Raw genomic sequence first — 24749 nt, 5'->3', positions numbered from 1 at the left:
GTTTTGAGCAGAGCCGCGATTTTTGCGGCTCTGCTTTTATTATACTACCCGTACAATAACTATTTCGGTAACCAAACGATCACAAAAATATACAGCTTTTTTTCAGAACATGAAGCTGGTCTGCCATGCGACGTACCTGTCTTTCAAAAACACGTCAAAAAACTTTTCAAGTACTCCTAAAAATTTGGCGCGTTTCTATACCTTTTGCATGTTTGTTCTGCTATTAGTTGTATCAGGTTTTCTCTTTTATACCAATTGGCTTTCGTTCATGTCGACGGTATAATGTAGCGCCATTATATTTTTCGCGCCGGTAGCTTGATTGAAAACAACGTCGAGACGTCCTAACCGTATGCCTGCAAACCCCATTTGGTTTATCCATACCTCTTTGCCATCCAGATCGGATACGCGGGTCGGTTCATTCAAAAAGGTATGTGTATGTCCGCCTAGGATAATATCCAAGTGACGAGAGCGAGCAGCGAGTTTTAGATCATCAATCTTATCGTCGTTATATTTGTATCCCAGATGAGAAAGACAAATGACCAAATCACATTTTTTATTTTCTTTGAGCATTTTGGCGATGCGGTTTACAACCGGAACAGGATCGAGGTAGGTCATGCCTTTGTGATTATTGGGATCCACCAGCCCCGTTACGTCAATGCCTACACCGGTGAGACCAATGCGAATCCCTCCTTTTTCGATGATGATATATTCTTTTGTATGACCCGCTAGCGGAGTTCCTGAAAAATCATAATTTGCGGTCAGAAAAGGAAAGTTGGCGTAATGGAGTTGTTCGGCGAGGCTCTCCATTCCGTTGTCAAATTCATGATTGCCAAATGTGCCTGCTTCATAACCTAATTTAGACATTAATTCCAACTCTAGCTTTCCGCCAAACATATTGAAATAGGGGGTGCCTTGGAACATATCTCCCGAATCGACCAACAACACATTTTTTTCCGTTCGCCGAATCTTGTCAATAAGTGTGCTTCGCCTTGCCACCCCACCTAAACCTTGATTCCGCGAACCGTCCATCGGGAAAGGGTCAATTCGGCTATGTACATCGTTGGTGTGGAGAATCGTCAAACGTTTGGTTTTAGAAGCGGTTACTGCTTGTATTGGAAAAGCCCCGAATGTCGCCATCGCTCCTAGCGTCAGCGACTGCCTAATGAAGCTTCTTCTATTTAGTGATTTGAACTCTTCCATCTAATTGTGCTTGAACGTGCTTTCCTTGTTTTGTTATAGCTGAAACATATTCCATCAACGTTTCGCGAAGAAGTTGAGTATAATCCTCGCGAGCGATAGGTTTATCAAAAAATGTTACATAATCCCCGCCATTTGCTAGATAATCATAGGTCACGAGTTTATATTGGGCATCGGGGTTAATCGGTTTGCCCTGTAACAAAAACTCCTTTACCTGTCCATTTTCGATGACAAGCTGAATGCCACCTACGGGCTGACCACCTGCTTTTGCCATATAATCTGCCAAACGTAGCATATCTGTTCCACTTAACGTTAAAATTGATACGGCATTTTCAAAAGGCATAACTTCAAATATATTGCCTACCGTTATATTTCCCACATTAAAATCTGCCCGAATCCCATCTTTAGTAGCAAAACTCGCCTGTACCGCTGGATCCAATTGTTTCCCTTTCCACAATAGCGCGTCAGCAAAGAAATTGCCCATTAAGCTCTCCGGCGCATTACGGTTGCGTGTGACGTGATTGTCGGCATAGCCCACCACGCGATTCATCTCCGCTTCCAGTTTTGCTTTGTAGGGTGCGTAATAGTTAACAATGCTGCTGTCAGCAACGATCGAAGCATTAACGGGATAATATTGGCCCTTATCTACTTGGTGATGAAGTTGTGTTTTACAAGAAAATAGTAATAGCGCAACAGAAAACAAAGGGTACCACCTTACAGCACGTTTCATATGTAGAATTTTAATCATGTCGAGCTCATCACTTGAAATTTTTAGTAAAGCTAAAGATTAAAAACAAAAAGAAGAACATTTGATGTTCTCCTTTTTGTTGTGTTTTCATTAAAAAATAGTTGCTTGAGCAGCATTAAACATGTTGTCCGGTATGTTTTCCTTCTGCGTATTCTTCTACAATTTTCCGATTAAAAGCAGGAAGATCGTCTGGTGTACGGCTAGTTACCAATCCCTGGTCTGTCACTACTTGCGTATCTTCCCAACGTGCTTTTGCATTGATCAAATCTTTTTTGATGGCTGCTACTGACGTTAGTTTACGGCCTTCCACAACTTCTGCATCGATCAATACTTGAGGTCCGTGGCAGATAGCAGCGACTGGTTTGCCGGCCGCAAAGAAATCACGTACGAAAGAGAGTGCTCTTTCATTGGTACGCAATTTATCTGGATTGATTACACCTCCTGGAATCAGTAATCCATCATAGTCATCGACTCTTGCTTGACTTATTGGCATGTCAACTGGATATTCATCGTCCCAATCATCACCTTTTTTCGAGCGCACAACTTTTTCTCGTGGAGAAACGATATCCACCTGTGCACCTTCATTTTTCAATGCTTCTTTCGGACTTGTTAACTCAATTTGCTCAAAACCATCTTCCGTCAATATGGCTATTCTTTTTCCATTTAATTTTCCCATAACACTTACCTTTTTAAATTTTTTATCTAGAACATTCTTTAATCAAAGAACAACCGAAGAATTATCTAGTTCTGAGAAATTTAAAATACTGACACTGTCATTATTTGCGGACTTTAATGGGAGCATCGTATTTTAATTTTATAAAAACGAAAAATACGTGGGACAACGTAATTGTACCTATTTGTAACGCTTTAGAAACAAGGAAGCCCTTTTGTGCATTCTATTTAAAGGGAATAGATAAAAAACAGACGGAATAATATGCAAAGAGACGGAATAAACAGAAGCATTTGGCAAGAGGTAGCTGCGCCGGAACTATCTGCGCCTCGCGATCAAGAGCATGTCGAAGTAATTATTGTCGGCGCGGGTATCACCGGGCTTACAGCAGCCTTAAAGCTGCGGGAGGCTGGTAAAAGCTGTGTCGTTATGGAAGCAAATACGATTGGGTTTGGTACCACAGGTGGCACATCGGCACATATAAATACGGTACTTGATACACCTTACACCGATATTGTGGAGCAACACGGCTTGGAAGAGGCGCGAACAGTGTTGACATCCACACGGAAAGCGATATCGATCATCAAGGAAAATAAAGACCGATATAAAATTGACTGTGACTTTGTGCCCTGTTTGGGGTTTATGTATGCTGAAAATGAGGAACAGAAGAAAGCACTTACCGAAATAAGAGATGCATTGGAACAAATAGGGGTTCCCTGTTCTGAAGTGGATGAAATTCCCGTTCCAGCTTCCTTTATTTATGCCATCGAATTCGATGAACAGGCGCGATTCCACCCTACTAAATACCTCGCTGGACTCGCCAACGCTTACAACAGTTTAGGAGGACAAATCAGGGAAGGAACGATCGTGCAACACGTGAAGGAGGAAGACGGTGTGTTATTGGTTAAAACTGCTGACGACCTTGTTTTTACTTCCGATTATGTGCTGTATGCCACACATACCCCGCCGGGCATACAATTGATGAATTTTCGCTTAACGCCCTACAGAAGTTATATACAGGTATGGGAGTTAATGCGCCCGATAGATTTTCCGGAAGCATTGGTGTACGATATGCAGGAGCCGTTCCATTATTTCCGAACGGTAGAACACGAAGATAAATCCTATCTTTTAGTCGGCGGTCAGGACCATAAAACAGCTCATCACGATAACCAAGAAAAGAATTTCCTAGAATTGGAAGCTCATATTCGAAGTCTCTATACCGTCAACAAAAAGGTTTACGAATGGTCATCCCAATATTATGAGAGTCAAGATAGCTTGCCATTTATCGGTTATTATCCAGGTAAAAAACATCACCGGGAGTTGCTGTCCACAGGTTATGGGGGGAACGGAATGATTTTCGGGACGCTTGGCGGCTCTATGATGGCAGATCTGGTATTGCATGGGACGACAGATTTTCAAGAGATCTATTCACCTAGTCGTATAGGACCGCTTTCGTCAATACGCGATCTACTTGTCGAAAACTATGATGTAGCAAAACACTTTGTAAAAGATCGCTTCTTTTTGGAAGAGATAAACGAGCTAGCAGGATTGAGCCGTGGCGAAGGAAAGATATTAAATTATCAAGGGAAAAGGATAGGACTGTTCAAAGATGAGCAGGGGGCGTTGTTTGCTATCGATCCCGTATGTCGCCACGCAGGGTGCATTGTAAAATGGAATAACACGGAGCGAAGCTGGGATTGTGCATGCCATGGAGCGCGGTATGCTCCAGACGGAAGCTTGCTGAATGGGCCTTCTGTCGCGCCGCTAAAAGTATGGCAACTGGAAAAGTAGCCCATTACTTCTTCCGCTTCCAGAATGATTTTTTAGCTTTTTTATCGCTGCCTATTAAATAACCATAAGGTTGCAATCGGGGGATGCGGTCGCATATAATCTTAATCATACCCGTAACCGGAATGGCAAGTATCATGCCCGGAATGCCCCAAACTGCTTCTGCCGCCACTAAGCTGAATATAGTAAACAACGGATTGATATTAACCTCATTTCCTACGATAAGAGGCTCCAGCAGATACGTTTGAACAAATTGGACAAAGCCATATATTAATATAACGCCTAAGATCATATTGGTTTCACCGCCTTGTGCCGTTACGCCTACGATCGTTATTGCAGTCCCGGTTAGGTTTCCTATGAAAGGAACGAGTTCTAATAATCCGCATATCACCGCAAAAAATAATGCGTTTTCGACGCCAATGGCTGTAAACCCGAATCCATAAAGAATCCATAACACAACGATCATTTTGGCAAGCCCCGTCATATAATTCGCTGCCACCTGGCTTGCCGATTCAGCGATTTCCATGGTTTTCTTTTGATCTCCGGATGGCGCTATTTTAAGTAAAAATTTTTTTAATCGAGAGCGGTAAAAGAGTAAGAGGTACGTATACACCATCACTAAGATGAAATCCACAAGCAAACCAAAAAAGCCCGATGCCAGCTGTTTGACTGTGGAACCGTCTGTAGGTTGGCTTTTCATTTGCTCTTCCGCTATGGCTTGCTGTTTGGCCTGATCGATATCCAATCGATCCTGTATCCAGTGTTGTACACTGGAAAGTATCTGCGACAGGTTTTGCTTCAACGAGCTGATTTGTTCGGCAAAATTTTGCAACTGCCAACTCAAAAGGAAACCAATTCCTACAAGGCATACCATTAGAGCACTGACCGCGATCAATGCCGTTGCCCAGCGAGGTACCCTCCTTTTTTCCATCCATACCGAAGGTGCGACAAAGAGCATGGATAAAATGCAGGCGATGGCCAGTGGAGCCAATACGCCTTTGCCGTAATATAAGATAACAACAATTAAAACGAGGGTGAAGGTTATTTGTAAAACTTTAGAAATTGATTTGCCCATGCTGTTTTTGTGAAGGTCCTTTATTTTTTAGTTGGTCATAGTGTGCATTAGTAGTTTTCAACGTCGCCAAGCCCTTCAACTAATGCCTTCCACTGTGGAAATGATGCACCCATTTTTGCTCCCAAACCCACCATAAAATTGCGTAAATTGTCCAGTATGGATGCATTGTCGGTATTGATGATTTCATTACGTCCTGCGTAGTGCAGATAAATATGATCGCCTTTTTGTTCAACAAGAAAAGAAGAAGTCGCTAGTTGCTTGAAAAAGTGAGCTGTATCTGTATTATCTTGCGTTGGGTCGGCACAAGGTCTTAGAGTCAAAACGATGCTAGCACCATCGGTATCAGCCGTTTCCGCGATATCTTCTACTTGTACCCAATCGTACCCTTTGGCGGAGGGAAGCCCTGGGCCGGGAATATCGATCCGGATGTAGTCTCCTTTTTGAACCAAGCGTTCCATCGTACGACCGAAGGCATCTTTGATAGTAAATGTGGCGGAGGGCGCTTTGGTAATCTCGTTCCAACGATTAACATCCAGTAATCTGCTCTTTATGCGCTCAAAAAATCTTGTAGCCTCTTCTTGGGAAGACAAATTGACGGACTTGAAACAGTCTAGGGATTTACCCTCTACCTGTTCTGGAATTTTCTTTTTCATAATACATTTCTTAAAAAGTCAGTTTATAGCCCATCCGTGATATCCTCATTATCTTCTAGATTGCTGATATCCAGATTTTCCTCTTCTGAATCAGTTGGCGTATCAGATTCTTCTGTTTTTTCTTGATTTTCCTCGGTTTGTTTACCTTCATCTTCTAGATGTTTGATATCCTCTTGGAGAGGTTCTGCGTCTACTATGTCAGAATCTCCTAGATCGTCCGTAGGGTTCTCGCGATATACATCATCTGCACCTCCTATAATAGGATCTTTATTAATTTCCTGACCGTCAGTGTCTCCGAATTCCTCATCTCTGCGACCCGGACTATTGGTAATCATCGCTATCACAACACAAGCTGATTTTTTCAAGTTTATTTTATGATTTTTCATCTGTTTAATTTTTTTATCGCTACGTCACCTTATCTTATTATTAAACAGTCGATTTACCTTTATGTTTAAGAAGATTAACACGTGATTTTTGTTTATGTGGGATCTACTACTGCTCCCTAAAGAAAAAATAGCAAACTAATAAGGTTGCATTGACGAGCACAGAAAATAAGTTCGAAAGGATAATAGGCCATTCATCTAACATGAAACCGTAAATGACCCACAACGATACACCTGTTAATAGGATAGCAATCATATAGGGAGAAAGATTCTCCACATCTTTTTCCTTTAAAACCTTTAGTAGTTGTGGCACCATGGAAATAGAGGTAAATATGCCAGCTGTAATCCCTATAATTGTTTCCATATTTTTTATTAGAGTACGCAAAATCAATCGAAATTGTTTTGCAAAGCTGATTCACAAAAAATCCTAAGGCGGGGAACCTCAGGATTTTTAACTAACTAACCAATTATAAACCTAAATTATGAAGTATTATTATAATATCAATTTCTATGCCTCTGATATATACACCGGGCATTTTAACACCTCTTAACATATTTGTGAGCGATAGTCTTTATACAATTGACAGATCTTTGACATATTCAGTTTTTTATCATTTCCGACCTGCCAACATTGCGTATATTATGACAAGAATATAGTCAATTTGTACTATTTGTCAGTGCTGCCCAACCCATCCGTAAAACTATCGTGTTATTGGAACACACAGCATGGTCTACATAATGAGATCAAGTATATGTTCATCCACTTGTATAGTAAGGGAACCATTGGATATGGATAGGCATTTGTCGTCGATATGGATATTCTTATTAGTCGATTGTATCTTGAACTTTTTTGCCCGAAGCGTTTGAAAATCAAAAGATGTTTCTTCCTGATCGATAATTTTTTTAACATGCAACGCGAATGCATTCCGTTCTTCTTCGGTAATCATCACTAAATCTAAATAGCCGTCGTCTATCTGCGCGGCGGGAGCCAACACAAGATTGGGGCCTATGGACGGAATATTCATAACCTCCAATAATAGATACCTACCTTCATAAGCTTTTTCATCGACGTGAATTATGTAATCATACGCCTCTGCGGTTAATATAATCTGATGCAGTTTTTCCAAAGCTAATTGCAATTGCTCTTCTGTCGTCTCTAAATGACTGACGTCTATCTTATCCATTGTTTGGACGAGTGTTGGAAATAGACCATACCCGACGCCTTCTAGAAAAAAATCAAAACTGCTATCGTACGCGAGCATACCGACATCAAATCGCTGGCGTTTGCCATATTTCCAGGTACCTACGTGATCTTCAAAACTTGCTTCTTTGTCTAGGAATAATGTCTTGGACAGATTGTTTGCAGTACCCATCGGGAGAAGTGCCATTATTATTCTTTTGTCGTTAACGCCTCTTTGGACAAGCGCTTTGACGACTTTTCGGACGGTACCATCGCCACCAGCCACGACAACAAAATCTGCTTCATTGAGTTGGTGTTTCCAGCTGTCGTTGTCTTTAATAGAAAAGTAAGTACATCGATACCCTTCTTTCTCGATAGCTTCGATCAGATCAGTTTTAAAATGGTCGGCGTCGCCTGCATTGGGGTTGTGTAATAGGATTACCTGCTTCATATCTACTGTTTAATAGGAGAACAATTTGGTGGGATCAATTGTTGTTAGATTAAGAAAAAAATAAAAAGTGTTATGAGAATTTTAGTGACAAATGATGATGGTATATATAGCCCAGGTATTGCAGCCCTGGCAAAAGTAGCGAAGAATTTTGGAGAAGTGAGGGTCGTCGCACCAGATGTGGAACAATCTTCTATGGGACATGCGGTAACACATTCAAGACCATTGGGCTACAAAAAATCACCTATTGAATTTCCTGATATAGAAGCTCACCGCGTAAACGGGACACCTGCCGACTGTGTAGCGATGGGAATGCACTTATGGAAGAATGTGGATGTGGTTTTATCGGGGATTAATATGGGGCCTAATTTAGGGAATTCCATGTGGCATTCAGGGACTTTAGCGGCGGCCAAACAGGCGGTACTGTTTGGTGTGAGGGGAATAGCCTTGAGCACACCCGTCGGAAAGGATGAACCTGATTTTGAACATTTAGAGACGTATGTGTCGAAGACGCTCGAACTCTTGTTGAAAAATAATGAACTCGCATTATATAATGTCAATTTTCCGCCTGAACCTACTGATATTGTATGGACGAGACAGTCAGTGCGGTTGTATGATGGAACTATCGTTCCTGGAACCGATCCGCTAGGTAGAAAGCACTATTGGTTTACAGTGACGCCATTGGATCCGGCAGAAGAAGGAACCGACCGCTGGGCGATAGAAAATAATATGGTTTCGATTACACCTTTACGTTTGGATTTAACAGATGAAAGGATACTTAGGGAGAAATCTAATTTTTAATTGTATGTTTCACTTTTATATGGTATACAATTAAACTGTATATAAAAACGAATTACTCATGATAGTTTTTTATTTTATGATATTCGTGAATGCGGCGCATTTTATTTAGGTTTGTATCCATTCATTCGCGTTGGAAAAGGATATAAATGCAAAACAACAATAAACATCTAAATTTAAATCGTCAATTGCCTCCCATAGTATTCGGAACAAGTGGACTGGGAAATCTATATGTGGAATTGCCCTTCAAAGAAAAATTGGCGATTGTGAGGGAATGTATAAAATACGCTCCGGGGAAAGCGGTATTCGATACAGCTGGAAAGTACGGTGCTGGCCTCTCTCTGGAATCGATAGGAAAGAGCCTAAGCCAATTGAACGTTGAACCGTCTGAGGTACTGATTAGTAATAAACTCGGTTGGTATCAAGTTCCTCTGACAACAGAAGAACCGACATTTGAATCGGGTGTATGGAAAGGGTTGAAGAATGACGCGGTGCAGAAAATAAGCTATGATGGCATCTTAGCGTGTTTTCATCAAGGTAATGCATTATTGGGTGATTACACGGCACATTTAGTTTCAGTTCATGATCCAGATGAATATTTAGCCAATGCAAAAAGTCTGGAAGAGGGGGAAGAGCTTTATCGGGACATTCTAGATGCCTATCGCGCGCTTGCAGAATTGAAGGCCGAAGGAAAAGTTTTGGGTATAGGTGTGGGGGCAAAAAATTGGAAAGTTATCCAGCGTATAGCAAATGATGTTGCACTAGATTGGGTGATGATAGCGAATAGCTTAACGGTATATAATCATCCAAAAGAGCTTATTGATTTTATAGGAGAATTGGAAAAAAGAGGTGTTGTTGTCATCAACTCCGCTGTATTTAATGGGGGATTTTTAGTAGGAAGCGATTATTATAATTATCAACTTATTGATAAGGATACCGTAGAGGGAAAAGCATTATATGCTTGGCGAGATAAATTCTGGACACTTTGTGCTCGGTTTGATATATTGCCTGCTGAAGCTTGTTTTAATTTTGGATTTAATATCCCTGGTGTTTGTAGTGTAGCATTGAATACCACGAAATCTGAAAAAGTTCGTCATAACGCCGCTATGGCTACAAAAGACATTCCGACTGTTTTTTGGAATGCAATGCGAGAAGAAGGACTTATATTATTATAGATAATAAATAGTTCAGACAAATAAAAAGGAGAACTCTAGTGCGTTCTCCCTGTACTTTATGATCGTTAAAACGATTATTATTTTGCTTCTGCGGCTAACTTATCCAAAATCTCATTGTTTTTTGTGATTTGGCTATTTTTAGGCATTTTGCTTCTTGAGCCTAGCTCAACATTACGACCTAACTTCAAAAACTGTACTTCCATACGTGAAGTAGTTTTATTTCTTCTATCTTTTCTTTTTAAACGTGTAACTCCCATGGTTCAATTTTTTTTGTCTTTAAAAACGAGGTCGGAAGCGGATTCGAACCGCTGTAGGAGGTTTTGCAGACCTCAGCCTAGCCACTCGGCCATCCGACCCTTTCCCCCTCAAGGGAATGCAAAAATAAAATTTACTTTTCATATATCCAATAAATTGAAAATTAAAAATCTAAAATCAATAAATAGCCAGGGTAAGTTGTTGTTATTGAGTGTGATATCATCTGAAGGTTATTGGAATTATTTTTTGGTCTGAATATTGTATATAGCTACATGTAAAAACAAATGTAAAAGAGTATGAAAAAGATTTTACTTTCATTAGGAGCGGCCTTTTTATTGGCTGCGGGCGCACAAGCCCAAACATCTTGGGGCTTAAAAGCCGGTGTAAACTTAGGTAAATATAGTAACTTTGGTGATGATCAAAAGAACAACACATCATTCCATGTTACTGGTTTTGCAGATGTACCAGTAGCTGCCAATTTTTCCATCCAGCCGGGAGTTTCTTTGCAAGGCAAGGGCACTAGATTTTACGAAAATTATGATGGTATCACTGATGCTGAGTTCTCTCGAAATGTGATGTCAATAGAAGTTCCTGTAAATGCCGTATACTGGATTCCGGCAGGAACAGGTAGCGTATTCTTGGGAGCGGGTCCCTATATCGGATTCAATGTCAGTGGAAAAGAAAAGTTAAAAGGAAGCCTAGGTGATTATAGTGGTGAGACGGAGTGGGATTTGAATTTCTCCGGAGATAATAAAGATATGAATGTTATCGATGCCGGTGCAAATTTTATGGTAGGGTATAAGCTCTATAATGGCTTGCTTCTCAATGCAGGATATAACCTTGGTCTGACGCAATTAGTGCCAAATGCAGATAATAATGTGTCAAATCGAGTTTGGTCCTTTGGAGTCGGTTTCCAGTTTTAAGAAGAAAGGGATTAGAAAACAAAATAGGCTGCCCAAACGGGCAGCCTATTTTGTTGTTTTTGAAATCTATCACACCTTGATTTCTACTTCAACACCTGAAGGTAATTCAAGTTTCATCAATGCATCAACAGTTTTAGAGTTGGACGAGTAAATATCCAATAGTCTTTTGTAAGCACACAATTGGAATTGCTCACGTGCTTTTTTGTTAACGTGTGGTGAACGTAAAACCGTATAGATTTTTTTCTCTGTAGGTAATGGAATAGGACCACTCACTACTGCGCCTGTAGGCTTTACTGTTTTTACGATTTTCTCAGCCGATTTGTCGACCAAGTTGTAATCGTAAGATTTCAATTTAATTCTGATTCTTTGGCTCATTTTTATTTGTTTAAATATGACTGCTGATTAGAGCTATTCACAACCAGCAGTCGGTAAATTATTATTAATCTTCGATCGCTTTGATCTTACCTTTAGATTTCGCGATTACATCGTCTTGTACGTTACGAGGAGCTTCTGCGTAGTGATCAAACTCCATCGTAGAAGTTGCACGTCCAGAAGTAATCGTACGCAATTGCGTTACATAACCGAACATCTCGGAAAGAGGCACGTGTGCTTTGATAACCTGCGCCCCGCCGCGTGTATCCAAACCTTGCATTTGCCCACGACGACGGTTCAAATCACCCATAACATCACCCATGTTTTCTTCCGGAGTCAATACTTCTACCTTCATGATAGGCTCCATCAATACAGGAGAACATTTAGGTAACGCATTACGGTATGCCATTTTAGCTGCCAATTCGAATGATAAAGAATCCGAGTCGACCGCGTGGAATGAACCATCGATCAAACGAACCTTCATGCCTGAAAGTGGATAACCTGCCAATACACCATTGCTCATAGATACTTCAAAACCTTTTTGTACCGAAGGAATGTATTCTTTTGGAATAGCACCACCCACGATTTCGTTTACGAATTGAAGAGGGGATTTTGATAAATCGTAGTCCTCATCTGCAGGAGAAACAACTACTTTGATGTCGGCAAATTTACCACGACCACCGGATTGTTTTTTGTATACTTCGCGGTGTTCAGTAGTTCCATTGATAGACTCTTTGTAAGCTACCTGTGGGGCACCTTGGTTAACTTCAACTTTAAACTCACGTTTTAAACGGTCGATCAAAATATCCAAGTGAAGCTCACCCATACCGGAGATAACCGTCTGACCAGTTTCTTCATCCGATTTTACAACGAACGTAGGGTCTTCTTCAGCGAGTTTACCTAAAGCAATACCCAATTTATCTACGTCAGCTTGTGTTTTAGGCTCGATCGCTAAACCAATAACTGGCTCAGGGAATACCATAGATTCTAGAACGATAGGGTTCTTTTCATCACAAAGGGTATCACCTGTTTTGATATCTTTAAAACCAACTACGGCACCGATATCACCCGCACCGATACGTTCGATTGGGTTTTGTTTGTTGGCGTGCATTTGAAAGATACGTGAGATACGTTCTCTGTTACCTGAACGCGTATTTAAAACATAAGAGCCGGCTTCCAATACGCCCGAATATGCACGGATAAAGCATAGACGACCAACAAATGGGTCAGTAGCAATCTTGAATCCTAACGCTGCGAAAGGCTCGGATTCAGATGGTTTACGCTCAATTTCATTTTCGTTACGTGGATCTGTACCTTTAACAGCTTCGATATCTAATGGAGAAGGCAATAGTTCCATTACCAAATCAAGCATGGTCTGTACACCTTTGTTTTTAAAAGATGAACCACATACCATAGGAACGATAGCGTTATCCAATACGGCTTTACGCAAAGCGTCAAGGATTTCCCTCTCCGTTAATGAATTCGGATCATCGAAGAATTTCTCCATCAATGATTCGTCGTAAGAAGCCACAGCTTCCAATAATTTCTCACGGTATTCAGCAACTTCGTCAGCCATATCGTCTGGGATAGGTACTTCTGTAAAGGTCATCCCTTTATCTTCCTTATTCCATACCATACCACGGTTATTGATCAAGTCGACTACACCTTCGAAATCATCTTCTGCACCGATAGGCAATTGTAATGCAACTGCCTCGGAGCCCAACATTTCTTTTACTTGTTTTACAACTTTCAAGAAATCAGCACCTGAACGGTCCATTTTGTTAACGAAACCAATACGTGGCACTTTGTATCCATCAGCCAAACGCCAGTTTGTTTCTGATTGAGGCTCAACACCATCGACTGCAGAAAACAGGAATACCAATCCATCCAATACACGCAAAGAACGGTTTACCTCTACGGTAAAGTCTACGTGGCCAGGCGTATCGATAACGTTTACTTGATACTTCTTGTTGCGATAGTTCCAGAACACAGTAACAGCAGCAGAAGTGATCGTGATTCCACGTTCTTGCTCTTGTGCCATCCAGTCTGTTGTAGCAGAACCTTCGTGGGTTTCCCCCAATTTGTGGTTAACACCAGAGTAGAATAGGATACGCTCTGTTGTTGTTGTTTTACCGGCATCAATGTGAGCGGCGATACCGATGTTTCTTACTAAACTTAAATCTTTTGCCATTTTGTTTTTAAATGAAATTACACAAATCGAAAAAGGATTACACAGATTTCAAGTATATCCATCTGTGTAATCCTTTTATATCTGTGTAATCAATTTCATGATATTAGAATCTGAAGTGTGAGAACGCTTTGTTTGCTTCCGCCATTTTGTGCGTATCTTCTTTCTTCTTTACAGCCGCACCTTCGCCTTTAGCAGCGGAGATGATTTCTCCTGCTAATTTTTCACGCATGGTTTTTTCACCGCGTCTACGAGAGTAGGAGATCAACCACTTCATACCCAAAGCGATTTTACGTTCTGGACGTACTTCCATAGGAACTTGGAAGTTGGCACCACCCACACGACGAGATTTAACCTCTACTGAAGGCATTACGTTATTCAAAGCTTTTTTCCAAGTCTCTAAGCCGTTCTCCTGTGTCTTTTGCTCAACTATTTCTACAGCATCGTAAAAGATGGAATACGCGATAGATTTCTTACCGTCTACCATCATGTTGTTTACGAAACGTGTTACCTGAACATCATTAAACTTTGGATCAGGTAAAATGATTCTTTTTTTTGGTTTTGATTTTCTCATTTTCTTTCCCTCCGTTTAATTATTTTTTACCTTTTGCTGGAGCTGCAGCTTGTCCTGGTTTAGGACGCTTAGTTCCATATTTAGAACGACGTTGGTTACGACCATTAACCCCAGAAGTATCCAATGCACCACGGATGATGTGGTAACGAACACCTGGTAAGTCTTTAACACGACCGCCACGGATTAACACGATAGAGTGCTCTTGTAAGTTGTGTCCTTCACCAGGGATGTAGGCGTTCACCTCTTTACCATTGGTAAGACGTACACGAGCGACTTTACGCATTGCTGAGTTTGGTTTTTTAGGGGTAGTAGTGTATACACGCGTACACACACCTCTTCGCTGTGGACATGAGTCCAACGCCGGAGACTTACTCTTGTCTTCCAGAGCTACTCTACCTTTTCTAACTAATTGCTGAATAGTAGGCATTTACCTGTTTTTGTTTTTAATTTGTTTAAAATTAATTTTTAAGTCTGCAAAGATAGTGATTCTGTTTTGAATAATAAATAGTTGATATATAAAATTTTAGTGTGTAGGTCTTAGCTGGGACCAATAGAGGTATCATTATAAGTCCGAGAGGAGCAAACAAGAGGGAGACTGGCCGCTGATTGGTTTTTCACCAAGAAAAGCGGCAATTTCTCTGTACGTTTATAGCGGTTGTGCGGGACAAGATGAGTTGTTAAAAGCTTTCCGACATCAATCAAGATGTGTTGAAAGAACTGGCCAATTCTACAATTGAGTTCCTTCAGCCTAAATATGAGTGTCTTCCTGTGCCTTCGCAATATAGGGGCTAGATCCTATATAAAAGTTGTGCATCTTGGGCGAAAAAGCGTATTATGTTTGATTAGATATCTTCTATTATCTCGTCTAGTGGTCTGCGAAATTTCGGCTTGAGAGCCGGTTGGTTAAAATCCGCGACATTCCTACGGCCTATCACAGCTGCAAACAGTGCTGTATATCCATCATATTTCAATATTTTGTTGTACTCATCCGTTTGAATGCCTTCCATGGGTGTCGAATCAATACCCATGCTGGCGCAAGCGGCGAGGAAAAAACCTAACGAAAGGTAAACTTGATGTTGCATCCAATTTTTTATACCTGCTTCACCTAGTGGTTTTACATGTTGATTATAATAATTTATAGCGCCTTCGGGTAATTTACGCAAGTTTTCGTTTTCAAATTTCTCTACGTTATCGATCACATTGAATACGACCAAATGGCTTGCTTGATTAATTTTTTCCAGATTGTGATACGACACTGTCGCTAATTCGCTTTTGACTTTTGTATTTGCAATAATTGTGAATTTCCATGGTTGACTGTTGATCGAGGAGGGACTTAGTTGTAAGATTTCCTTTAACTGCTGAATCGTATCTTCCAATATTTTTTCGTCTGGATTATATTTTTTTGTGCTATATCTGTTTTTGGCAATATCTAAAAAATGCATACGTCGAAACATTATTGTTTGTTATTTTCGGCAAAGCTAATTATTTTGTCGTTTGGGTGTAGAAAACAAATGTTCGAGTAATGTAATTTCAAATATATACATATAACGTTATTTATGCTACAGTTTCAAAAATACACATGGGAAGATTTTCAGGATTATTGTTCTCTAGTCGCGGACGATCACGTCATGAAATACATTACTGGAAAGGGGATGTCGGAAGAACGAGCAAGAGAAAAGTTTACATCCATCATGCAGATTAATGAAGAAGATGATTTGCTGGGCTACTTTAAAGTTATAGATCATGATATCGGACTGATTGGGGATTGTAAGTTGGTAAGATACAAACGCGATCGTTCCGCGTTAGAAATAGGGTATCTTTTGAAACAGGTATTTTGGAAAAAAGGTTTCGGATCGGGGGTCTGTAAGGCCCTTTTAGAGCGCGCAGCGGAGATAGCACCTGATGATGATATTATCGGGATTGTAGATCCCGATAATATTGCATCATGCCGATTGTTAGAAAAATTTGGATTCAAAAGTTATTTTGTAGGAGAGGAACATGGTGTTCCTACACAAAAACTTGTTCTTCGCAGATAATCGGTAGAAATATATAGCTGAAAGTTTGCCCGATTATGGCTGAAGTTATTTCCTACGATACCAACGTAAAATCAATCTGCCTCTTTTCCAGATCGACCTTCTTTACTTTGATCTGTACTTCATCCCCCAGTTGATATTTCTTTTTTTTCCGTTGGCCAATAATCGCATAGTTTTTTTCGTCAAGTGTGTAGAAATCATCAGTGATGTCGCGTAGGCGTACCATACCTTCACATTTATTTTCTTGGATTTCCACATACATGCCCCACTCAGTGACACCTGATACAATTCCCGTGTATTCTATGCCGATCTGGTCTTCCAGAAATTCAGCCTGTTTATATTTAATAGAAGCACGTTCCGCCTCGGCGGCCCTTTTCTCCATTTGGGAGGAGTGCTCTGCCAGTTTTTCGTAATGCTCTGCATTGATTTTCTTTCCGCCATCCAGATAAAATTGCAACAAGCGATGTACCATTACGTCCGGATAACGACGGATAGGGGAGGTGAAATGCGTATAGTAATCGAAAGCGAGCCCATAGTGGCTAGTACTTTTGGTTGTATAAATAGCTTTTGCCATCGATCGGATGGCTAGTGTAGTTAACATGTTTTGCTCCTTCGTGCCTTCGATCTTTGTCAAGAGTGTATTCAGTGACCGTGCAGCCTCTTTATCTGTTTTAATAGTGAGCTTGTGTCCAAACCGTAAAGCAAACTGGGAAAAAGTAGTCAACGTTTCCAAGTTGGGCGTATCATGGAATCGATAGACAAACGTTAGCTTATTTTTACCTCTACCTTGCTTGCCGATATATTCTGCAACTTTTCGGTTGGCAAGAAGCATGAAGTCCTCGATAAGCTTATGCGCGTCTTTCCGCACTTTAGTATAGACACCCAAGGGTTTCCCTTTTTCATCAAGATGGAATTTAACCTCTTCACTTTCGAAGCTGATAGCGCCATTTTTAAACTTCCGCTCCCGCAAAATATAGGCAAGTTCATTTAGTTTGAGTATTTCCGGTGCATGATCTCCTTGTTTTGTTTCAATAACTTCCTGTGCTTCCTCATAGCTAAAACGGCGATTGGAGTTGATAACGGTGCGTCCAAACCATTGGTTTAAAACGTTTGCCTTGTCGTCCATTTCAAACACGGCGGAAAAACAGAGCTTGTCTTCATGTGGACGCAAGGAACACACACCATTTGATAAACGTTCGGGAAGCATAGGGATAACACGGTCTACCAGATATACGGACGTACCCCGTTCAAAAGCTTCCTTATCTAATAGCGAATCTGGCTGTACGTAGTGAGAAACATCGGCTATATGTACGCCTACTTCGTAATTTCCGTTATCCAGTGTTTGGAAAGAAATAGCGTCGTCAAAGTCCTTTGCATCAAAAGGATCTATAGTGAATGTAAGCACGTCACGGAAATCACGCCTTTTCTTTATTTCATTAGAAGGCAATAGCTCTGGAATCGCGTTTGCCTCTGCTTCGACTTTGGATGGAAATGCTAGCGGAAAACCAAAGTCAGCGAGAATCGCGTTCATTTCCGTGTCATTCTCTCCTTTTTTACCTAGAATAGTTTTAACCTTTCCGATCGGATTCTTGGCGTTCTTTGGCCACTCGACAATCGAGATGACAACTTTTTCTCCATGCTGGGCACCGTTTAGATTGTCTAGTGGGACGAATATATCATGGATCATCTTTCTGTCGTCAGGTAAGAAAAAAGCATACGATTTGGAAATGTCTATAGTTCCTGTAAAATCGGTTTTTGCCCGTTGGATAATTTCGACCACTTCTCCTTCTCGCTTCCGGCCTTTTCGACGTTCGTATACATGCACTTTTACAATATCGTTGTGAAGAGCTTGTCGCAGTTTTCGAGGCGCGATATGAACATCATTTTCCAGTTCATCATCTGGGATGACATATGCCGAGCCATCGGCTGTCATGTCGACCTTTCCCTGGATGTAAACATTCAATTGATGCAACTTAAATTTGCCGCGTTCCACTTGCAGGAATTTGCCGGATTTAGATTCATCAGAAAGAATCTCTGCAATTGCGCTTTTTGAGTCAATATCACTAAGGTTGAGTTTTGCGGCTACCTGTTTATAGTTGAGTGGTGTGTTGTTTGATTTTTCAAATATATCGACGATGAGATGTGTCAGTACGTCTTTGTAAGCGTTCTCTTTTTTTTGTTTCATGTGTCTAAAATTATTACTCAATTCCAGTTCTCTCATTGTCGAATCTAAGTAGGAGATTCAACAGGAGGGGCGGATATATGTAAGCTCCAGATGGAACGGTATCGTTGTCTCATTTATATAACTAAGATACATAAAAATTGTTCTCGATGTTTGCTCAAAAAATAACCTGTTCTCAATTTAATTAGTAATGTTTTTTTATTATTTACTTTACCTTTTTTAATATATTGATAATGTGCATGATAAAATATTTTATGCTAAAAATTGTTTAATTTTCGGATTGCTTTTTGAGAAATGAAGCCAATTTCGTGTCTAAACGTTGGTTTCTTTATGAAGATAGTAAAATTATTTTTGTGCATCATAACATTTGTTTACTTGTTTTAATATATTTATAATAAGTATATTATGTGTTATATAGTAAAATTTTATTGTGTTTTTTTAAATTGTTTTTTTAGTATTTTTTGTTTAAAAAAATGCTTTCCGGTTAGGGAAAGCATTTCATTTAATAACGTGCTTTAGAGAGGATATTTAGTTTTCTTTTTGGCAATTTGCACATAATCCGACGGCGTTTATCGCGAGAGAATGAAGTGCAAAATGAGGAGGTAAAGTGATCTTCGGAAGGGATACCTCGTCGAGACAATATACACTATTGCATACCGAACAAATGAAATGAACGTGTTGGTCGTGGTGATGGTTCTCCGTACAGTTTGACGTGCACATGGCATAGGTTGCTGTACCATTCAAATCGAATATTTTATGTACAATTCCCTTCTCTTCGAAGCTCGATAGAATACGGTATAAAGTTACCCTGTCAATGTCTTTTCCTATAATTTTTTCTAAATCAGGTTGGGATATTGCTGCTTCTTTTTGCGTTATTTCATTCAAAACACGCAATCTTGGGGAGGTTACTTTTAATCCATTTTCACGAAGAAGCTCGGTGAAGTCTTTGTTTTTTTCTGTCTTTTCATTCGCCATGATAAGTGTAAAGTTACGTTTTTTTTTAAAATGACGCTGTGTGTGGGTCGCCAAATAAAAGTTTGGGTTTTCCTTTTTTCCATTTTACAAAAAAGAAGTCCGAAGGATCAAAATCCGTTCCTGTTTAATGATTCTTTTTCAGCCTACAAAATAAGCCCAATGCACGTAAGATGGTACCCAGTCAAAGGCCGGCTTGGTCATTTGCATTAAAAAGCCCCTCCGAATGATATTCGAAGAGGCTTTGAAACCGTAAACGGTATCTTTTTATTTTCCTGCTGCTTTCGCGTGGTCGGCTAGGAATTGTGCCAATCCGCTATCTGTTAGCGGATGTTTTAATAGCGATAAAATAGCGGATAAAGGACCGGTCATCACATCTGCTCCAATTTTCGCACATCCTAATATATGTGCGCTATGACGTACAGATGCGGCTAAGATTTGTGTTGTAAAACCGTAATTATCGTAAATTAAACGGATTTCTTCAATTAATGCTAGACCATCTACGGATATATCGTCCAGCCGGCCGATAAATGGCGAAACATAAGTAGCTCCCGCTTTGGCAGCCAATAAAGCTTGGCCGGCAGAAAATACTAGTGTACAATTCGTTTTGATACCTTTTTGGCTGAAGTATTTAATAGCTTTAATACCATCTTTGATCATTGGAACCTTCACTACAATTTTTGGATTCAAGGCAGCTAATGCTTCACCTTCTTTAACCATATTGTCAAAATCCGTGGAGATAACTTCTGCACTGACATCCCCATCTACGATATCGCAGATGGCTTTATAGTGATTAATTACATTTTCTTCTCCACTGATACCTTCTTTTGCCATGAGGCTAGGATTCGTGGTTACGCCGTCTAACACGCCTAGATCTTGCGCTTCTTTGATCTGAGCAAGGTTTGCGGTATCGATAAAAAACTTCATGTTTAATAGATTGTTTATAGTGATTTAAAATATTTAAAACATAATATACGTATGTATGTTACAAAAGTAATTATATTATCTCAATCTGATTGCGTTTAATCAAAACATTTTTTGCCGTTCATGGATATATTTAGATCGCTTTCTTATCCTAATTTTCGATTACATGTCATTGGCCAAGCCATATCACTTTTAGGTACTTGGATGCAGCGAATCGCTATCAGTTGGATGGTCTACGAAATGACAAACTCTGTTTTTTGGTTGGGTTTTGTACAATTTATTGCTCTGCTTCCTTCACTGATTCTTTCTCCGTTTGTCGGTTCATTTGTTGATAAGCATAGGAAATACAAATTGGTATTTCTTACCCAAATAGGATTAATGATACAAGCAGGTGTATTGACCTTGGTCGTGGGATTGCAGCTGCAAACTGTTTTTATCTTGTCTATGTTAGGTTTTTTACAAGGCGTCATCAGCGCTTTTGATGTGCTTGGCCGCCAATCATTGATGATATCGCTCGTAGATAATAAAAGGGATTTGCCCAATGCCATCGCCTTAAACTCTTCCATCTTCAATGCGGCGAGGATGGTAGGGCCTGCCATTGGCGGTATTCTGTTGACCAATTATGGGGAATTTGTTTGCTTCGGCATCAACTTTATTAGTTTTGTCCCCGTTATTATATGTCTACTACTGATGCGTGTGACAGAAGATCCATCGAAACTGATAAAGGAAAGCAACTGGCGGGCACTTATAGAAGGGTTTAGCTATTTACGGCGTTCCCCACATATTGCTTCGTTGATTGTCGTATTGGTCTTTTCGAGTTTATTCGTTATTCCCTATACGTCTCTATTGCCGGCAGTGGCAAAAGATCTTTTTTCGGGAGACGAATCAACATTCTCTTGGTTTGAAAGTGCAGCAGGTTTTGGTGCAATGATCGGTGCTATCAATATGGCCAGGTTGAAGACGGGGGAAAATCTCCGGTATCGTGTTTTATTTTCCGCTTTTTTAATGGGGGCAGCGCTTTGTTTATTAGCATTTGCGCGTCTTCTGCCATTAGCTTTGGCATTCACCATGATGGTGGCGTTTGCCATGATGATGCAAAATTCTTCCATTAACACGTATATCCAGACGCATGCTGTTCCCAGCTACCGTGCTCGTGTAATAGGTTATTATGTAATGGCTTTCCAAGGTGTTGCTCCCATCGGAACGTTATTGGTAGGAGCAATGGCTGAATATCTTGGAATTAAGAGTACACTATATACAATGGGCGCAGCAGGTATCGCAATAGCGTTAAGCTTTTATACGTATCTACGGCTACATATTCATCGACGATTGTTTAAAAAAATATAAAATATTATCAATATAACAACGACGGTGCTTTGTTTTTAAATCGATAACCCAGACCTAACATGAGATAATTTGGTTCGTGGAAATCCTTTAAATTATAACCGATGTGTAAGAATGAATTTCTAGTAGTTGCTATTTTAAGAGCAAATGTTTGATAAGTACCCCGCAGGTCTCCACCTTTATGAAGTACGTTACCACCTAGACCGATACCAATAGTAAAAATAGGCATGATATATTCGGCTCTTGCCGATAATCCGAATGCCAGCTGTCTATCTATCGAGGGTTTAAAAAACTTTTCTTCGGAAGTGGCAGAGAAGTAATTCTTGGTGTAAACATTTGCGCTGCCATCATATACAACATCAATAGAAGCGCCTGCCCGAAACCTATAGCTAAAATTGTATATCGGACCAAAATACATTCCCAAAACCGGATATTGATGTGGCGAAGGTACAGGTTGCCCCATAACTTCGACACCTTTTCGTCGCCATGAGCCGAAAAAAACTAGATCATAGTTGATATGTTTAGGATATTGTGTGAGCAAAGAATCGGGAATTCCAGCAGGCGTTGCGATGCGTTCTTTTTTTCGGAAGTCATATAAAACACCAATTTTTAGTCCAAGCATGTTGAGGCCCGCATTAGGGAAATTGGTGTTGCCATTTGAAAAATGAGTGAAATCGATACCAGTTGTCAATCCCATATGTTTCGTTAATATCCATCTCAAATACAGGCCGGCGTTTAGATAGGCATTGGTCTTGGAACCGATGGCAACATTATAAGGGTTGTACTCAAAATTATGTGGTTTCCAGCCGGTCGATAAGCCAAAATTCCATTCGTAATCTAGTGCCAAGTCTGTATTGAGTTGTGTGATATTGGAACGCTGAAAAAAATACATCGCTTTAGGAGATCCCAATTCTCGTCGGTTGCCGAAACTATAGAAAGACACACCGATTCCTTGATAGGTATGGGCATAAATTTGGTCGCCCAGAGATCCATTTGGGAATCGAAAGGCGTATTTGATGTGACCCGATAATGCGTTTTGAATAGGTTTTCGTTGTTGATTAACTCCCGCATAAAATGGTACATTAGGTAATACATAGCCCGGACGAATTTCTATCCCCAAGTGATGTGCAAATCGTCCTGCGCCATTTAGTTTATGTGCGGTATCAACCGAAAGTGTATCCCGAAGTAATGTGTCAAACGGGAAAGCGACGAGAGGACCGCAGAATAATAATAAATGGAAAAATATTGATTTTAAACTCAAAAACATATCCCATCTCAACTTACTTTACGATTCCTTAAGGTCAAAAGTTGTTTTCTATAATCAATCCGAGCAGCATACGATACCAAGATGTCTCCACCCAATACACCGATTACAGGGGGTAAGTTCATCTGCTGATAGGCATAATTTACGGCACTCAAGTCGAGTACTGCCGTTATAAATTTCGTTATTTTCCAGTTGCCTATCTCGAAAGTTGGTAGCTCTAGAATAAAACTTTCCATAGAATTCGTACCTAATCCCGTCGAGATGATATTGGTATTTTCAATTTTTTCTTCCGGAATACCCGACTGTAGGAGTGTGGTTTTGTCAAGTACGGTTTTTGATGCGCCGGTATCTAGCACCATTTTAAAAGGTTGATCAAATAAGCGAACATCAATCAATACATGGTAACCATCGCCCTGTAGTTCCAATATTTCTAACGGAATTTTTTGCATGGGTGTAAACCTAAATAAATTCATTTTTATATGCAATTTAATTGCGCATAATATAAAATGAATTTATTTCGCTCTCCTCTGCCATCAAGGGCTATTTTATAAGAGGAAATATATAAAAATAAAACCCATGCAAAAAAGTGTGTTAAATGATATTGCTATCTTTCAATACTTGGTTCATGTTTCGTACGGCATTTGCACTGTTTTTAAACAATGTTTTCTCGTCTTCCGATAGTTCCAGTGGAACAATGCGATCCCAACCTTTTTTGTTTATAATGACAGGTACGCCGATATTGATATCTTCTTCGCCATATTCTCCCTCAAGGAATACAGAAGCGGTAAATAGTCTGTTTTGGTCACGTACAATACTTTCTACCATAGCTGCTGCTGCTGCCCCTGGCGCATACCAGGCTGAAGTACCGATCAATGCGGTTAACGTAGCTCCACCTACCATTGTTTTTTTGACGATATCGTCTTGCTCTTCCTGTGTTAGGAAACTACGCACAGGAATGCTGTTCCACGTAGCGTGGTGTATCAATGGAATCATCGTAGTATCACCATGCCCACCTATTACGATAGCATTTAAATCGTTTGCTGACGCTTGTAGCTTTTGGGAAATTTGGTATTTGAAACGTGCAGAATCCAGTGCACCACCCATGCCTATAATCCTGTTTTTAGGAAGACCACTTGATTTTAATGCAAGATACGACATGGTATCCATTGGGTTGGACACGATAAGGATAATAATATCGGGGGAATGTTTTATTAAATTTTCTACAACCGATTTGACGATACCCGCATTCGTGCCTATGAGTTCTTCACGTGTCATCCCCGGTTTTCTAGGGATACCGGAAGTAATGACCGCTACCGCCGAACCCGCCGTCTGTGTATAATCATTGGTGACCCCTTTTATGGTAGAATCAAATCCCAAAAGCGCAGCTGTCTGCATCATATCTTGCGCCTTACCTTCCGCAACACCTTCTTTGATATCCAATAATACAACTTCTTCTGCGATGTTCCGCCGTACAAGATTATCCGCTGTAGTCGAGCCCACAGCTCCTGCTCCAATAACTGTTATTTTCATCTGCATGTTTGTTTTTAGATTGTGACGAAGCTATCAGATTTATTCATCCTTCGATGTAGTCTGAATAAATCGT

General features: G+C 40.3%; 26 protein-coding genes and 1 tRNA gene. 6 read left to right on the top strand and 21 right to left on the bottom strand.

Going from position 1 to position 24749, the window contains the following annotated elements; genetic code table 11:
• Positions 1 to 246: 246 nt before the first annotated feature.
• From G5B43_RS17085 to G5B43_RS17075, 3 genes are all read right to left on the bottom strand, one after another.
• On the bottom strand, positions 247 to 1200 hold the full coding sequence (locus tag G5B43_RS17085; RefSeq protein ID WP_165296013.1) for a bifunctional metallophosphatase/5'-nucleotidase: 954 nt from the start codon (positions 1198 to 1200) through the stop codon (positions 247 to 249).
• On the bottom strand, positions 1175 to 1927 hold the full coding sequence (locus G5B43_RS17080) for a 5'-nucleotidase C-terminal domain-containing protein (RefSeq protein WP_165296012.1): 753 nt from the start codon (positions 1925 to 1927) through the stop codon (positions 1175 to 1177). Before G5B43_RS17080 ends, G5B43_RS17085 begins: the two co-directional genes overlap by 26 nt.
• Positions 1928 to 2060: 133 nt before the next feature.
• Complete coding sequence (locus G5B43_RS17075; protein ID WP_165296011.1) at positions 2061 to 2621, bottom strand: type 1 glutamine amidotransferase domain-containing protein; 561 nt, start codon at positions 2619 to 2621, stop codon at positions 2061 to 2063.
• Positions 2622 to 2879: 258 nt separating this feature from the next.
• Between G5B43_RS17075 and G5B43_RS17070 the strand changes: the two genes are divergently transcribed.
• Complete coding sequence (locus G5B43_RS17070) at positions 2880 to 4406, top strand: FAD-dependent oxidoreductase (protein WP_165296010.1); 1527 nt, start codon at positions 2880 to 2882, stop codon at positions 4404 to 4406.
• 4 nt (positions 4407 to 4410) lie between these two features.
• On the opposite strand, the gene G5B43_RS17065 is transcribed toward G5B43_RS17070, so the two are convergent.
• The 5 genes from G5B43_RS17065 to G5B43_RS17045 form a co-directional block, all read right to left on the bottom strand.
• Positions 4411 to 5478 (bottom strand): AI-2E family transporter, encoded by a 1068-nt coding sequence (locus G5B43_RS17065; protein ID WP_165296009.1) that lies wholly within the window; start codon positions 5476 to 5478, stop codon positions 4411 to 4413.
• Between the two features lie 47 nt (positions 5479 to 5525).
• The gene (locus G5B43_RS17060; RefSeq protein WP_165296008.1) at positions 5526 to 6131 is read right to left on the bottom strand and encodes a hypothetical protein; all 606 of its coding nucleotides are present in this window, start codon (positions 6129 to 6131) and stop codon (positions 5526 to 5528) included.
• A 23-nt stretch (positions 6132 to 6154) separates the two neighbouring features.
• On the bottom strand, positions 6155 to 6517 hold the full coding sequence (locus tag G5B43_RS17055) for a hypothetical protein (RefSeq protein WP_165296007.1): 363 nt from the start codon (positions 6515 to 6517) through the stop codon (positions 6155 to 6157).
• 106 nt (positions 6518 to 6623) lie between these two features.
• Positions 6624 to 6878 (bottom strand): SemiSWEET transporter, encoded by a 255-nt coding sequence (locus G5B43_RS17050; protein ID WP_165296006.1) that lies wholly within the window; start codon positions 6876 to 6878, stop codon positions 6624 to 6626.
• Positions 6879 to 7245: 367 nt separating this feature from the next.
• A complete protein-coding gene (locus G5B43_RS17045) occupies positions 7246 to 8145 on the bottom strand; it encodes a diacylglycerol/lipid kinase family protein (RefSeq protein ID WP_165296005.1) in 900 nt (299 codons plus the stop codon).
• A gap of 72 nt (positions 8146 to 8217) precedes the next feature.
• Between G5B43_RS17045 and surE the strand changes: the two genes are divergently transcribed.
• Positions 8218 to 8943 carry a 5'/3'-nucleotidase SurE gene (gene surE, locus G5B43_RS17040; RefSeq protein ID WP_165296004.1) on the top strand — a complete coding sequence of 242 codons (726 nt, stop codon included), beginning with the start codon at positions 8218 to 8220 and terminating at the stop codon, positions 8941 to 8943.
• A 146-nt stretch (positions 8944 to 9089) separates the two neighbouring features.
• Positions 9090 to 10115: an aldo/keto reductase gene (locus tag G5B43_RS17035; RefSeq protein WP_165296003.1), complete on the top strand. Its 1026-nt coding sequence runs from the start codon at positions 9090 to 9092 to the stop codon at positions 10113 to 10115.
• Between the two features lie 77 nt (positions 10116 to 10192).
• Here the strand turns inward: G5B43_RS17035 and G5B43_RS17030 are convergent, their stop codons facing one another.
• Together G5B43_RS17030 and G5B43_RS17025 are read right to left on the bottom strand one after the other, a co-directional pair.
• Complete coding sequence (locus G5B43_RS17030) at positions 10193 to 10372, bottom strand: spore protein (RefSeq protein ID WP_165296002.1); 180 nt, start codon at positions 10370 to 10372, stop codon at positions 10193 to 10195.
• Positions 10373 to 10400: 28 nt separating this feature from the next.
• Positions 10401 to 10471, bottom strand: a tRNA-Cys gene (locus tag G5B43_RS17025).
• Positions 10472 to 10666: 195 nt separating this feature from the next.
• On the opposite strand from G5B43_RS17025, the gene G5B43_RS17020 reads away from it, so the two are divergent.
• Complete coding sequence (locus G5B43_RS17020) at positions 10667 to 11293, top strand: porin family protein (protein ID WP_165296001.1); 627 nt, start codon at positions 10667 to 10669, stop codon at positions 11291 to 11293.
• Between the two features lie 69 nt (positions 11294 to 11362).
• Here G5B43_RS17020 and rpsJ read toward each other — a convergent pair whose 3' ends face one another.
• The 5 genes from rpsJ to G5B43_RS16995 all read right to left on the bottom strand — a co-directional run bounded on the left by rpsJ (position 11363) and on the right by G5B43_RS16995 (position 15869).
• Positions 11363 to 11668 carry a 30S ribosomal protein S10 gene (gene rpsJ / locus G5B43_RS17015; RefSeq protein WP_002993539.1) on the bottom strand — a complete coding sequence of 102 codons (306 nt, stop codon included), beginning with the start codon at positions 11666 to 11668 and terminating at the stop codon, positions 11363 to 11365.
• A gap of 64 nt (positions 11669 to 11732) precedes the next feature.
• Positions 11733 to 13856: an elongation factor G gene (gene fusA, locus G5B43_RS17010; protein ID WP_165296000.1), complete on the bottom strand. Its 2124-nt coding sequence runs from the start codon at positions 13854 to 13856 to the stop codon at positions 11733 to 11735.
• A gap of 103 nt (positions 13857 to 13959) precedes the next feature.
• Positions 13960 to 14427 (bottom strand): 30S ribosomal protein S7, encoded by a 468-nt coding sequence (gene rpsG / locus G5B43_RS17005; RefSeq protein WP_165295999.1) that lies wholly within the window; start codon positions 14425 to 14427, stop codon positions 13960 to 13962.
• Between the two features lie 19 nt (positions 14428 to 14446).
• Positions 14447 to 14854, bottom strand: coding sequence for a 30S ribosomal protein S12 (rpsL, locus tag G5B43_RS17000; protein ID WP_130140989.1), 408 nt, complete (start codon positions 14852 to 14854; stop codon positions 14447 to 14449).
• A gap of 415 nt (positions 14855 to 15269) precedes the next feature.
• Positions 15270 to 15869 (bottom strand): nitroreductase family protein, encoded by a 600-nt coding sequence (locus G5B43_RS16995; protein WP_165295998.1) that lies wholly within the window; start codon positions 15867 to 15869, stop codon positions 15270 to 15272.
• A gap of 114 nt (positions 15870 to 15983) precedes the next feature.
• On the opposite strand from G5B43_RS16995, the gene G5B43_RS16990 reads away from it, so the two are divergent.
• Complete coding sequence (locus G5B43_RS16990) at positions 15984 to 16463, top strand: GNAT family N-acetyltransferase (RefSeq protein ID WP_165295997.1); 480 nt, start codon at positions 15984 to 15986, stop codon at positions 16461 to 16463.
• Between the two features lie 52 nt (positions 16464 to 16515).
• Here G5B43_RS16990 and rnr read toward each other — a convergent pair whose 3' ends face one another.
• The 3 genes from rnr to fsa form a co-directional block, all read right to left on the bottom strand.
• Positions 16516 to 18645, bottom strand: a complete 2130-nt coding sequence (gene rnr, locus G5B43_RS16985) for a ribonuclease R (RefSeq protein WP_165295996.1) — start codon at positions 18643 to 18645, stop codon at positions 16516 to 16518.
• A gap of 525 nt (positions 18646 to 19170) precedes the next feature.
• Positions 19171 to 19617, bottom strand: a complete 447-nt coding sequence (locus G5B43_RS16980; protein WP_165295995.1) for a Fur family transcriptional regulator — start codon at positions 19615 to 19617, stop codon at positions 19171 to 19173.
• Positions 19618 to 19881: 264 nt separating this feature from the next.
• Entirely contained in the window at positions 19882 to 20541 is a 660-nt protein-coding gene (gene fsa, locus G5B43_RS16975; protein ID WP_165295994.1) for a fructose-6-phosphate aldolase, read from the bottom strand.
• A 120-nt stretch (positions 20542 to 20661) separates the two neighbouring features.
• Here fsa and G5B43_RS16970 point away from each other — a divergent pair, with 120 nt between their 5' ends.
• Complete coding sequence (locus G5B43_RS16970; RefSeq protein WP_165295993.1) at positions 20662 to 21885, top strand: MFS transporter; 1224 nt, start codon at positions 20662 to 20664, stop codon at positions 21883 to 21885.
• Positions 21886 to 21892: 7 nt separating this feature from the next.
• On the opposite strand, the gene G5B43_RS16965 is transcribed toward G5B43_RS16970, so the two are convergent.
• The 3 genes from G5B43_RS16965 to G5B43_RS16955 all read right to left on the bottom strand — a co-directional run bounded on the left by G5B43_RS16965 (position 21893) and on the right by G5B43_RS16955 (position 24676).
• The gene (locus G5B43_RS16965) at positions 21893 to 23149 is read right to left on the bottom strand and encodes an acyloxyacyl hydrolase (protein ID WP_165295992.1); all 1257 of its coding nucleotides are present in this window, start codon (positions 23147 to 23149) and stop codon (positions 21893 to 21895) included.
• Between the two features lie 8 nt (positions 23150 to 23157).
• On the bottom strand, positions 23158 to 23619 hold the full coding sequence (locus tag G5B43_RS16960) for a retropepsin-like aspartic protease (RefSeq protein WP_240904903.1): 462 nt from the start codon (positions 23617 to 23619) through the stop codon (positions 23158 to 23160).
• 118 nt (positions 23620 to 23737) lie between these two features.
• Positions 23738 to 24676: a malate dehydrogenase gene (locus G5B43_RS16955; protein WP_165295991.1), complete on the bottom strand. Its 939-nt coding sequence runs from the start codon at positions 24674 to 24676 to the stop codon at positions 23738 to 23740.
• Positions 24677 to 24749 lie beyond the last annotated feature (73 nt).

The sequence above is a fragment of the Sphingobacterium sp. SGR-19 genome, from assembly GCF_011043555.1.
Classification (GTDB): domain Bacteria; phylum Bacteroidota; class Bacteroidia; order Sphingobacteriales; family Sphingobacteriaceae; genus Sphingobacterium.
The sequence above is the reverse complement of the archived record's forward strand: the minus strand, read 5'-3'. Positions and strand labels throughout refer to the sequence as shown.

Coding starts and splice junctions, on each gene's coding strand:
- G5B43_RS17085 (WP_165296013.1), bottom strand. CDS start 1,200: ATGGAAGAGTTCAAATCACTAAATAGAAGAAGCTTCATTAGGCAGTCG.
- G5B43_RS17080 (WP_165296012.1), bottom strand. CDS start 1,927: ATGAAACGTGCTGTAAGGTGGTACCCTTTGTTTTCTGTTGCGCTATTA.
- G5B43_RS17075 (WP_165296011.1), bottom strand. CDS start 2,621: ATGGGAAAATTAAATGGAAAAAGAATAGCCATATTGACGGAAGATGGT.
- G5B43_RS17070 (WP_165296010.1), top strand. CDS start 2,880: ATGCAAAGAGACGGAATAAACAGAAGCATTTGGCAAGAGGTAGCTGCG.
- G5B43_RS17065 (WP_165296009.1), bottom strand. CDS start 5,478: ATGGGCAAATCAATTTCTAAAGTTTTACAAATAACCTTCACCCTCGTT.
- G5B43_RS17060 (WP_165296008.1), bottom strand. CDS start 6,131: ATGAAAAAGAAAATTCCAGAACAGGTAGAGGGTAAATCCCTAGACTGT.
- G5B43_RS17055 (WP_165296007.1), bottom strand. CDS start 6,517: ATGAAAAATCATAAAATAAACTTGAAAAAATCAGCTTGTGTTGTGATA.
- G5B43_RS17050 (WP_165296006.1), bottom strand. CDS start 6,878: ATGGAAACAATTATAGGGATTACAGCTGGCATATTTACCTCTATTTCC.
- G5B43_RS17045 (WP_165296005.1), bottom strand. CDS start 8,145: ATGAAGCAGGTAATCCTATTACACAACCCCAATGCAGGCGACGCCGAC.
- surE (WP_165296004.1), top strand. CDS start 8,218: ATGAGAATTTTAGTGACAAATGATGATGGTATATATAGCCCAGGTATT.
- G5B43_RS17035 (WP_165296003.1), top strand. CDS start 9,090: ATGCAAAACAACAATAAACATCTAAATTTAAATCGTCAATTGCCTCCC.
- G5B43_RS17030 (WP_165296002.1), bottom strand. CDS start 10,372: ATGGGAGTTACACGTTTAAAAAGAAAAGATAGAAGAAATAAAACTACT.
- G5B43_RS17020 (WP_165296001.1), top strand. CDS start 10,667: ATGAAAAAGATTTTACTTTCATTAGGAGCGGCCTTTTTATTGGCTGCG.
- rpsJ (WP_002993539.1), bottom strand. CDS start 11,668: ATGAGCCAAAGAATCAGAATTAAATTGAAATCTTACGATTACAACTTG.
- fusA (WP_165296000.1), bottom strand. CDS start 13,856: ATGGCAAAAGATTTAAGTTTAGTAAGAAACATCGGTATCGCCGCTCAC.
- rpsG (WP_165295999.1), bottom strand. CDS start 14,427: ATGAGAAAATCAAAACCAAAAAAAAGAATCATTTTACCTGATCCAAAG.
- rpsL (WP_130140989.1), bottom strand. CDS start 14,854: ATGCCTACTATTCAGCAATTAGTTAGAAAAGGTAGAGTAGCTCTGGAA.
- G5B43_RS16995 (WP_165295998.1), bottom strand. CDS start 15,869: ATGCATTTTTTAGATATTGCCAAAAACAGATATAGCACAAAAAAATAT.
- G5B43_RS16990 (WP_165295997.1), top strand. CDS start 15,984: ATGCTACAGTTTCAAAAATACACATGGGAAGATTTTCAGGATTATTGT.
- rnr (WP_165295996.1), bottom strand. CDS start 18,645: ATGAAACAAAAAAAAGAGAACGCTTACAAAGACGTACTGACACATCTC.
- G5B43_RS16980 (WP_165295995.1), bottom strand. CDS start 19,617: ATGGCGAATGAAAAGACAGAAAAAAACAAAGACTTCACCGAGCTTCTT.
- fsa (WP_165295994.1), bottom strand. CDS start 20,541: ATGAAGTTTTTTATCGATACCGCAAACCTTGCTCAGATCAAAGAAGCG.
- G5B43_RS16970 (WP_165295993.1), top strand. CDS start 20,662: ATGGATATATTTAGATCGCTTTCTTATCCTAATTTTCGATTACATGTC.
- G5B43_RS16965 (WP_165295992.1), bottom strand. CDS start 23,149: ATGTTTTTGAGTTTAAAATCAATATTTTTCCATTTATTATTATTCTGC.
- G5B43_RS16960 (WP_240904903.1), bottom strand. CDS start 23,619: ATGAATTTATTTAGGTTTACACCCATGCAAAAAATTCCGTTAGAAATA.
- G5B43_RS16955 (WP_165295991.1), bottom strand. CDS start 24,676: ATGAAAATAACAGTTATTGGAGCAGGAGCTGTGGGCTCGACTACAGCG.